The organism is Streptomyces sp. NPDC055078 (assembly GCF_053607985.1).
Map to the genome: position 1 here is coordinate 1 of NZ_JBSGUP010000318.1, position 9,229 is coordinate 9,229.

Annotated in this window: 9 protein-coding genes; 8 read left to right on the forward strand and 1 reads right to left on the reverse strand. The window is 70.3% G+C overall.

Translation table 11 applies throughout. The annotated features are described in order from the left end of the window. The coding region (locus ACWF94_RS24215; RefSeq protein ID WP_453492150.1) for a Gfo/Idh/MocA family protein at positions 1 to 1,030 on the reverse strand (1,030 nt) is incomplete at its 3' end. Between the two features lie 182 nt (positions 1,031 to 1,212). On the opposite strand from ACWF94_RS24215, the gene ACWF94_RS24220 reads away from it, so the two are divergent. The 8 genes from ACWF94_RS24220 to ACWF94_RS24255 all read left to right on the forward strand — a co-directional run. Beyond that, complete coding sequence (locus ACWF94_RS24220; protein ID WP_453492153.1) at positions 1,213 to 1,956, forward strand: GntR family transcriptional regulator; 744 nt, start codon at positions 1,213 to 1,215, stop codon at positions 1,954 to 1,956. 45 nt (positions 1,957 to 2,001) lie between these two features. Further along, on the forward strand, positions 2,002 to 2,907 hold the full coding sequence (locus ACWF94_RS24225) for an ROK family protein (RefSeq protein ID WP_453492156.1): 906 nt from the start codon (positions 2,002 to 2,004) through the stop codon (positions 2,905 to 2,907). 844 nt (positions 2,908 to 3,751) lie between these two features. Continuing rightward, entirely contained in the window at positions 3,752 to 3,994 is a 243-nt protein-coding gene (locus ACWF94_RS24230) for a hypothetical protein (protein WP_453492159.1), read from the forward strand. 10 nt (positions 3,995 to 4,004) lie between these two features. Beyond that, on the forward strand, positions 4,005 to 4,883 hold the full coding sequence (locus ACWF94_RS24235) for an ABC transporter permease (protein ID WP_453492162.1): 879 nt from the start codon (positions 4,005 to 4,007) through the stop codon (positions 4,881 to 4,883). A gap of 17 nt (positions 4,884 to 4,900) precedes the next feature. Then, the gene (locus ACWF94_RS24240; RefSeq protein WP_453492165.1) at positions 4,901 to 5,698 is read left to right on the forward strand and encodes an ABC transporter ATP-binding protein; all 798 of its coding nucleotides are present in this window, start codon (positions 4,901 to 4,903) and stop codon (positions 5,696 to 5,698) included. A 39-nt stretch (positions 5,699 to 5,737) separates the two neighbouring features. Beyond that, positions 5,738 to 6,715 carry an ABC transporter substrate-binding protein gene (locus ACWF94_RS24245; protein WP_453492168.1) on the forward strand — a complete coding sequence of 326 codons (978 nt, stop codon included), beginning with the start codon at positions 5,738 to 5,740 and terminating at the stop codon, positions 6,713 to 6,715. A gap of 294 nt (positions 6,716 to 7,009) precedes the next feature. Continuing rightward, positions 7,010 to 8,158, forward strand: coding sequence for an acyl-CoA dehydrogenase family protein (locus ACWF94_RS24250; protein ID WP_453492171.1), 1,149 nt, complete (start codon positions 7,010 to 7,012; stop codon positions 8,156 to 8,158). A 420-nt stretch (positions 8,159 to 8,578) separates the two neighbouring features. Next, positions 8,579 to 9,229: esterase/lipase family protein (locus tag ACWF94_RS24255; protein ID WP_453492174.1), on the forward strand; the 651-nt coding region annotated here is incomplete at its 3' end.

Genomic DNA, 9,229 nt, shown 5'->3' on the forward strand with positions numbered 1-9,229 from the left:
GGGCGCCGTCGCGCACGGAGGCGGCGAACTGTTCGAGCTGGCGGACGAAGCCGGTGTCGTAGCCGTGTGTGACGGTGGAGTCGTGGCGTACGCCGTTCTCCGCCCGCTCCACCCGCAGTGAGCTGCGCACATCGACCAGGTAGGGGGCCGCCATGTCCAGGCGCAGCCGCCCGTCGCGTGCCAGTACCGCGATCTCCTCGCCGTACTCGGGGTGGTCCGGCAGCCAGTTCCAGTTGATGACCAGCTTGGCGCCGTCGCCCAGATCGCCGGTGGCCAGCAGGCACGGCGGCTCTCCCTGGACCGGCCAGGGCCACAGCTCGGCGGAGTCGAAGGCGGTGGGCAGGGTGAAGCCGAGGGCGCGCAGCACCGAGAGTTCGTGGATGACCGATCCGTTGAGGACGTCGCGGTAGTAGGCGGCGAGCGGGGCGGGGACCTCGCCGAGGGCCTCGGCGGTGCGCTCGGCCTCGTAGGCCAGCTCCGCATCGACCGCCGACATGTCGGCGTCGTCGGCGGGGCGGGACATGCGCAGATGCTCGACCTGGGGCTCGTCCGCCGGGTGGAGCACGGTGACGCGGACGGTGCGCGGGGTGTCGAGCCGGGCCAGCTCGGCGGCGGCGACCTCGGTCAGCGGGTCGTACATCTTCATGTAGCCGACCTGGAGGACCAGGCCCCTGGACTCGGCCAGCGCGCCCAGTTCCTCGGCCTCGGCGGTGGTGAGGCAGAGCGGCTTCTCGGCGAGTACGTGCTTTCCGGCTTCCAGCGCGGCACGGGCGGCACGGGCGTGCGTGCCCGGGGTGGCCAGCAGCACGGCGTCGATGTCCGCGTCGGCCAGGACCGTGTCGTAGCTATGGGTGGCGCGGACGCCCGCACCGGCCCGGGCGGCGACCTGTGCGGCCCGGGAGGGCGACAGGTCGCAGACGGTCGCGAGCTCGAAATGCTCGCCGAGGCGCTGGACAGCGGGCAGGTGCACCGACTGGGAGATGGTTCCCGCGCCGATCACGGCGAGGCGGACAGGCGAAGACACCGGCATCTGAGACTTCCTTGGCTCTGCGGGTTGAGGGCAGCACGGAGGATGGACGCCCCGAAAGAGGAATGGAATATTCCGCACCTTCGGCGCTGTCCGGATTATGAAGTAGTTCAGACCAGATAGTCCAGAGTCTGTACCAGATTTACATCTGGTTCGATTACTGGTTGCTCTGGTATTTTCCTGCCGTGACCGAACACGACGCTCCACCGGACGCGGGGCCCGCCGTCCAACTCGCCCACCACGAACTGGTACAGCTCCTCGACCGCCGGGTCTGGGTGCCGGGCAGTCGGCTGCCCGGCGAGCGCGCTCTGGCCGCCCGGGTCGGGGTGAGCCGCAGCAGCCTCCGGCAGGCGCTGGCGAGACTCGAAACCGAGGGGCGGGTCCATGCCTCCGCCCAGCGCGGCTGGTTTGTCTCGACCGATGTGGTCAGCGAACCGCCGAGCCTCCTCAGGAGCTTCACCGAGATCGCCCGCGAGCGCGGGCTGCGGCCCACCGCACGGCTGCTGCACCGCGGGGTCCGCCCCGCGACCTACGACGAGTCCGCCCGGCTGAGGGTGGCGCCCGCCTCCGAGGTCCTGGAGATCTCCCGGCTGCGCGGGCTCGACGAGGTGCCGGTGTGTGTCGACACGACGGTGCTGGTCCGGTCCCGGGCACCCGGGCTGGAGACCGCGGACCTGACCGACCGCTCCCTCTTCGCGGTGCTGGAGGAGGTCGCCGGAATCCGGGTGATGCGCAGTGCGTACACGGCGCGGGCGGACGGCGCAGACCCGGCACTGGCGGAACTGCTGCGGGTCCCGGCGGGCACACCCGTCCTGGTCGGCGAGGAGGTCACCTGTGATCCGCAGGACGTCCCGGTGCTGCTGGGCCGCGCGGTGTACCGGGGTGACGCGTACCGCTTCGAGGCGACGCTGCACCGGACCACGGACTGACACCGCGTCAGCTCGCGGCTGTGCCGCGGACGAAAGAGGGATTCTGTGAGCACCACCGAAGTCACCGCCGCCCTGGACGTCGGCGGAACCAAGATCGCCGCGGGCCTGGTGGCTGCCGACGGCACCGTACTGCACCGTGACGAGCGGCCCACAGCGGTCGACGGGCGGCTGCGCGACCCGGATCTGGCCGGCACCGCTGCCGCCGCCCGCGCGCTGCTCGCCGAGGCGGACCGGCGCGGACTCACCGTCAGCGCCCTGGGCGCGGGCTTTCCCGAATACGTCGCCCCCGACGGGCTGCTGACCAGCCGTGAAGTACTCGCCTGGGACATCCAGCCACAGCGGGTGCTGCGCGCCGAACTGCCCGGAACACCCGTCGCGGTCGGCTCCGACGTACGCTGCGGGGCACTGGGCGAGGCCCGTTACGGCGCCGGGCGCGACCTGGAGCATTTCCTCTACGTGTCACTGGGCACCGGGCTCTCGTCCACCCTGGTGCTCGGTGGAACTCCCCTACCGGGGCGGCGCGGTGAGGCGATCGCGCTGGGCGGGTTCGAGGTCCCGGCGTCGGTCGACCCCGGCTGGGGTGGCAGCCTGGAGGCGTACTGCTCGGGCCGCGGCATCGGTGACCGGCGCAGCGCGCTCGGCGGGGTCACCACCCCTGGCGCCCGCGAGGTGACCGAGCTGGCGGACCGCGGCGACCCGGACGCGATCCGCGTCCTCGCCACCGCGGGAGCCGCCCTCGGCACCGTGCTCGCCATGGCCGTCAAGCTGCTGGACCCCGCCGCGATCATTCTCGGCGGCGGCCTCGGCACGGCGCGTGGCCCGATGCGGTCGGCAATGGAGTCCGCCTACGCCGAAGGCAGCGCGGCCCGCCCGGACGCTCCGCCTCTGCTGCCCGCCGCCCTCGGCCCGGCCGCGGGCCTCATCGGCGCGGCGTGCCTGGCCTCCGCCTGACCGACTACGGCAGTTTCACCGTGCGCTCAGGGCGGAGACGCATGGTGGGGCGCCCCGCTCCGTCCGGCCCGCAGCGGTCTGGTGACCTGCGGCTTCCCTGCCGGAACGGGGCAAACGACAGCGGGTCGCCCGCGTGTGGGGTGGTGGTGCCCCTGTTTGACTGAGGGCGGATGATCCTCGTCCCGAGAGGGAACACGACCATGCCCAGGGCCACGGGAAGAAGCCGGGCCGTCCGTTCGGAGCCGGCAGACACACCCCGGAGGTCCGGCCCGCGCAAGCAGACGCACCCCGCAGGTCCGGCCCGCGCGAGCAGACGCCGACACCTCCCGGATCCCGGAATCAACTGACTGCCGACGCCCGGGCGCAACCCCCACCGTGCGGGATCCGGACAACCGGGGCTTCTGCGCACCCGCGTCGTCGGCGGCACTCTCATCGAGTACGGCTACGCCGCTTGACCAGCGGCGACGAGTTTTCGAGCCCGCGGCCCGCCCGCGCACCAGGACGAGATCGTCGCCTTCGGCCGCCAGGTTGTGGACCGACCGACGCATCCGAGCACCCGCCACCGCCATGGCAGGTGAGCTGGCATTTGATCGGTTAGGTGCACTGCACGCTGAGAAGGACGCCATAAGTTAATGACCGATAGGCATGACTCTTGTGGGGGTGCTCAGGAGGTGGTTCACTTCACGGAAGCGGCACAGCCCAGCGACCCGTGCGCCGGGCCGACGCCGCGGATTTCGCGTGGGGCCTGCCCCACGCCGAGTCGCTCATCCTCCGAGGAAGGCCGCCCATGGCTGTCGACCGCATATTTTCGGCCACAACCCCGTCCACTGCACGTTGCTCGGCCGTGAGGTTCCGAGCCTGGATCGTCGTGACGACGCTCTCGCTGCTCCTGATGCCGAAGTTCGCGGGCAAGACCATCGCCGGTCTCGCGGGCGTCGATGTGAGGCGTGGCCTCGGCATCGACGCGAGCCGGTTCGGCCCCGTGCAGAGCGCCTTCTGCCGGCTCTTCGCGGTCGGCGCGATCCCGGGCGGCTACCTGGCTCGCTTCGAGCCCGGCACCGAATGGTGCCGGCCCGCCGTACGTTGAGGAGACCATCTTGTCGCAGATCACTGCCAGCGAGCAGTCGACACACCGTCAGGACGACGTGCCCCCGGGTGCCGGCATTCCCGCCTCGCCCAAAAGCCGGCAGCCGAGGCGGCTGCGCGTGTCGAGGGCGACGCTGCTGGTCCGTGCCGCCCAGCTCGTGCTCGTCGCCGTCTGGCTGGTCGCGTGGGACCTGACCGCGCGCAACCAGTGGATCACCCCCGTACTCGCCAAGTCGCCGGAGCAGTCGTGGGACTACCTCGTCGAGGCCGTCGAGAACGGCGAGCTGTGGTCCAACGCCCAGGCCACCATGCTCGCCGTCGCGATCGCCTGGGTCCTGGCCAGCACGGTCGGGGTCGTCGTCGGCATCACGCTCGGCCTCCTCCCGACGCTTGAGCGGATCCTCGCGCCGTTCCTGGACGCCGCCAACGCGATGCCGCGTATCGCCCTGGCGCCGTTCTTCATCGTCGCCTTCGGCATCGGCGTCCAGGCCAAGGTGGCCCTGGCCAGCACGCTCGTGTTCTTCATCGTGCTCTCCGCGTCCCGGGCCGGGGTACGGTCCGCCGACTCCGAGTGGCTGCGCCTGTCCGCCGTCCTCGGCGCCAAGAAGCGGCACCTGTTCTGGAAGGTGATGCTCCCGGTCGCCACGCCCGCCATCCTCGCGTCGCTCCGGCTCGGGCTGATCTACGCACTCCTCGGCGTCGTGGGCTCGGAGCTGATCGCAGCCGAGGACGGTCTGGGCCAGCTGATCGCGGAGTACTCGTCGCTGTTCCGCCTCGAAGCGGTGTACGCGATCCTGCTCCTGCTCGCCGGCATCGCCGTCGTACTGAACCAGTTCATGGCCGCCATCGAGAGGCGACTCCTCGGCTGGCAGCCCCCCGCCGACCACTGATCCGAGGAGAGCACCTCATGAACAGTTCCACGCTCCACACCGGCGCCGCGAACGCCCAGCGCTTCGACACCATGATCAGTCTCCGCAAGTCGGGGGTCACCTTCGCCGACCCCGAGGGCGGGCGCCGAACCGTCCTGCACGACATCGACCTCGACGTCCCCGCCGGGCAGTTCGTCGCCCTCGTCGGGCGCAGCGGCTGCGGCAAGACGACTCTGCTCAACATGATCGCCGCACTGGTCGAGCCGTCGTCCGGCGCGATCGAGGTCCGCGGCACCAGCCCGCGCGAGGCCCGCCCGCACCTGGGCTTCATGCTGGCCCGCGACGCGCTGCTCCCCTGGCGCACCGCCCAGGGCAACGTCGAGTACGGCCTCGAACTGCGCGGCACCGACCGGGCCACGCGCCGGCGGGTCGCACGCGACTGGCTGGGGCGCGTCCGCCTCAGCGGCTCCGAACGGCTGTGGCCGTGGCAGCTCTCACAGGGCATGCGCCAGCGTGTGGCCCTCGCCCGCACCTGGGCACTCGATCCCGACGTCCTGCTGATGGACGAACCCTTCGCGGCACTCGACGCCCGGACCCGTGTCTCGGTCCAGCAGGAGTTCCTCGAACTGTGGCAGTCGGGACCCCAACGCACGGTCGTCTTCGTCACCCATGACCTGGGTGAGGCGATCGCACTCGCGGACCGTGTGGTCCTCCTCGGCGAGGGCCGGATCCTCGACGACGTCGAGGTGGACATCGAGCGGCCGCGCGACCTGGAGGGCGTCGCCGCCCACCCCCGCTACCAGGAGCTGTACGACCGCTTCCGGGCATCCATCTGAGTTTCCAGGGCACCATCGACGCAGGAGATCCACCCCATCATGAAGACAAAGATCCTCGCACTCTCCGGCGCCCTCGCGCTTGTGCTGACGACGGCAGCCTGCGGGTCGGACAAGGCCGGCACCGGCGGTTCCGACCAGCTCGCCGTGGGCACCTTCCCCGGCACGCTCTTCACGTACCCCCTCTCCGTCGCCGAGGAGAAAGGCTTCTTCAAGGACGAAGACCTCAACGTCAAGCTGATCAACGGCAAGTCCGGCCCGGAGATCCTGTCCGGCATGATCGGCGGCAGCACCCAGATCATCTTCGGGCAGACAGGCGTCATCGTTCCGGCCAAGGCCCAGGGTCAGGCCATGAAGATCATCGGCCCGTACTCGCGAGGCCGCGTGGTGGTCGTCGCGACCGAGGCTTCCGGGATCACCTCCCTCAAGGAGCTGCCGGGCAAGAAGTTCGCCGTCCCCCAGCGTGGTGACACCAACGAGCAGCGCACCCTTGAGATCCTCAAGGAGTTCGGCATCGACGGCAGCAAGATCAACTTCATGGGCACCGGAGCACCGCAGACGACCGCCGCCGCCCTGGCCAACGGCCAGGCAGATGCCAGCATTCTGGGGTTGACCACCTACGAAAGCCTCCTCGCACAGGGCGTCAAACTCCGTATGCTGGGCGACTCGGCCGCCGGCACCCTGGGTGAGCGCGGCAAGAACGACATCACCGGCGTGTTCGCCGGCACCTCGAAGTACTTCGACGAGCACCCCGGGACGATCGGCAAGTTCTGCCGCGGCATGAAGACCACCATCGACTGGATCGCCGACGACGCGAACATCGACGAGGCGACCACGCTCATGGTCAAGTGGACCGGTCTGCCCGAGAAGGCCGCACGCAAGGTCGTCGAGAGCGAGAAGAAGATCTGGTCGATGGCGCTCGACAAGAAGCTCTGGGACGCCAACGTCGGCTACTTCGACGCCAAGCTGGACCCGGAGTACGACGACACCGTCATCAACGACTGCCAGTCCATGAAGTGATCCGGCGTTCCACTCGCCGCCCTCCCGGACCAGGCCCGGCCGGGATTCCGGACCGACGCCCGCCGGGACCGGCAGACACCCTCCGCCGGTAACGATCACGCTCGTCCGCCGATCCGTGACCCGTGACCCGCCCGAGGCGTCGCGAGTGGACCCGCACACGATCTCCCGCTCGGCCGGGAGGGGCGCTCATCCGCCCCCGGGAACGCGGTGAAGACCTCACCTCGTCCTGAGCGGAGCCGCCTCCCTGCTGCCAGAGCCCCAGAACTCGCCCTGCTAGTTTCAGGATTCAGAACGGTGAACCTCGAACTCTCCGAAGAGCAGACAGCCGTCCGTGAACTCGCCGCGGACTTCGTCAACCGCGAGATCGTCCCGCACGCCACCGATTGGGACCGCGCTGAGCAGATCGACCCCGGCATCGTGAAGAAACTGGGGGCGCTGGGCTTCCTCGGTCTGACCATTCCCGAGGAGTACGGCGGCTCCGGCGGGGACCACCTCGCCTACGCGCTCGTCCTGGAGGAGCTGGGACGGGGGGACTCCGCCGTGCGCGGCCTGGTCTCCGTGTCCCTCGGACTCGTCGCCAAGTCCGTCCGTCACTGGGGCACCGAGGAGCAGAAGCTTCAGTGGCTGCCCCGGCTGACCTCCGGCGACGCACTGGGCTGCTTCGCCCTGACCGAGCCCGGTACGGGGTCGGACGCCGGCCGTCTGACCACCCGGGCCGTACGGGACGGCGACGACTATGTGATCGACGGCAGCAAGATGTTCATCACCAACGGCACCTGGGCCGAGATCGCCCTGGTCTTCGCCCGCACGGGCGAGGCGGGCCACCGCGGGGTGAGCGCCTTCCTGGTGCCCACCGACACCGCGGGGCTGACCCGCAGCACGGTCCACGGCAAGCTCGGCCTGCGCGGCCAGCCGACGGCCGAGCTGGTCTTCGAGAACGTCCGGGTGCCCGCCTCCGCGCTGCTCGGGCCCGAGGGCAAGGGCTTCGCGGTGGCGATGTCCGCGCTGGCCAAGGGCAGGATGTCGGTGGCGGCCGGCTGCGTCGGCATCATCCAGGCGTCGCTGGACGCGGCGGTGGAGTACGCCGCTCAGCGCGAGCAGTTCGGCAAGCCGATCGCGTCCCACCAGCTGGTGCAGGAACTGCTCGCCGACATCAGGGTCGAACTGGACGCCGCCCGGCTGCTGGTCTGGCGGGTGGCCGACCTGATCGACCGAGGCGAGCCGTTCCAGACCGAGTCCTCCGTCGCCAAGCTCTACGCATCCGAGGCTGCGGTCAAGGCCGCCAACAACGCACTTCAGGTGTTCGGCGGCTACGGCTTCGTCGACGAGTACCCGGTCGGCAAGTATGTCCGCGACGCCCGGGTGATGACCCTCTACGAAGGCACCAGCCAGATCCAGAAGCTGCTCATCGGCCGCGCCCTGACCGGCGTCAACGCCTTCTGACCCCGCCACCGACTCCCGTCCGGAGCACCGCGGATGAGTCCTCCCACCGACCGGAGCACCGCGGATGAGTCCTCCCACCGACCGGACCGCCGTGGTGACCGGCGCGGCCACCGGCCGGACCCTTCGCATCAACGCGGCGCGCACCGAAGCGTTCGCGTGTTCTCCGCGTACGGCGGGGGCCGCTCCGGCGACCGCCGCACCATGCCGGACCACACAGCCGGGAAAGGTGGTGATGTGCACGGTCCGGGACTGGCGATGCTCGCGCGCCGGGCCCGCGCACCCCCTCACCTTCCGTCCGCGGGCGATGCCCGCTCGCAGTGCGCCCCAACGGGCCTGCCTGACGGTCATGGCCCGCGGCGCCGTCCCCGGGCCGGGCCGGTGGGCCCGCTCACTCCCCAACGCACCAGAGAGAGCTGCCTCATGGGAAGAATGCTCGCCAGATTCCGGATGGTCGTCGTGGCGGTCGTCTGCGCGCTCGCCTCCGTCGTCGTCCTGCCGGCCGCGCCCGCTCAGGCCACAACCCACGACCCGGTGCTGTTCGTCCACGGCGTCTACACGGACGGGCCCAGCACCTGGACCGACATGATCGCCGATTTCGAACGAGAGGGCTGGGACCCCGACTCGCTGCAGATGATGAACTACAACACCTGGCAGAGCCTTGAGGAGAGCGCTGCCGAGGTCGTCGAGGAGGTCGCGGTGCTGCGCGCCCGCACCGGCGCCGCGAAGGTCGACATCGTCACCCACTCCATGGGCGCGCCCATGGTCCGCTGGTATCTGAAGTTCCTCGGCGGAACCCAGTACGTCGACGACTTCGTCTCGATCGCCGGCGGCAACCACGGCGGCATCGGCACGGAGTTCTGCGCTCCCGTCCAGCCGTCCTGTCAGGACATGCTCATGTACAGCCCGTTCCTGGCGGCTCTCAACTCCGGGGACGAGACGCCCGGCCCCACCGACTACACCGCCATCTGGTCCAGTTGCGACGAGGTCCTCAACCCCGACGCGACCGCGCTCCTCTCCGGCGCCGACAACATCTGGGCCGGCTGTATCGGCCACATCACCATGGTGCTGTGG

Coding starts and splice junctions, on each gene's coding strand:
- ACWF94_RS24245 (WP_453492168.1), top strand. CDS start 5,738: ATGAAGACAAAGATCCTCGCACTCTCCGGCGCCCTCGCGCTTGTGCTG.
- ACWF94_RS24240 (WP_453492165.1), top strand. CDS start 4,901: ATGAACAGTTCCACGCTCCACACCGGCGCCGCGAACGCCCAGCGCTTC.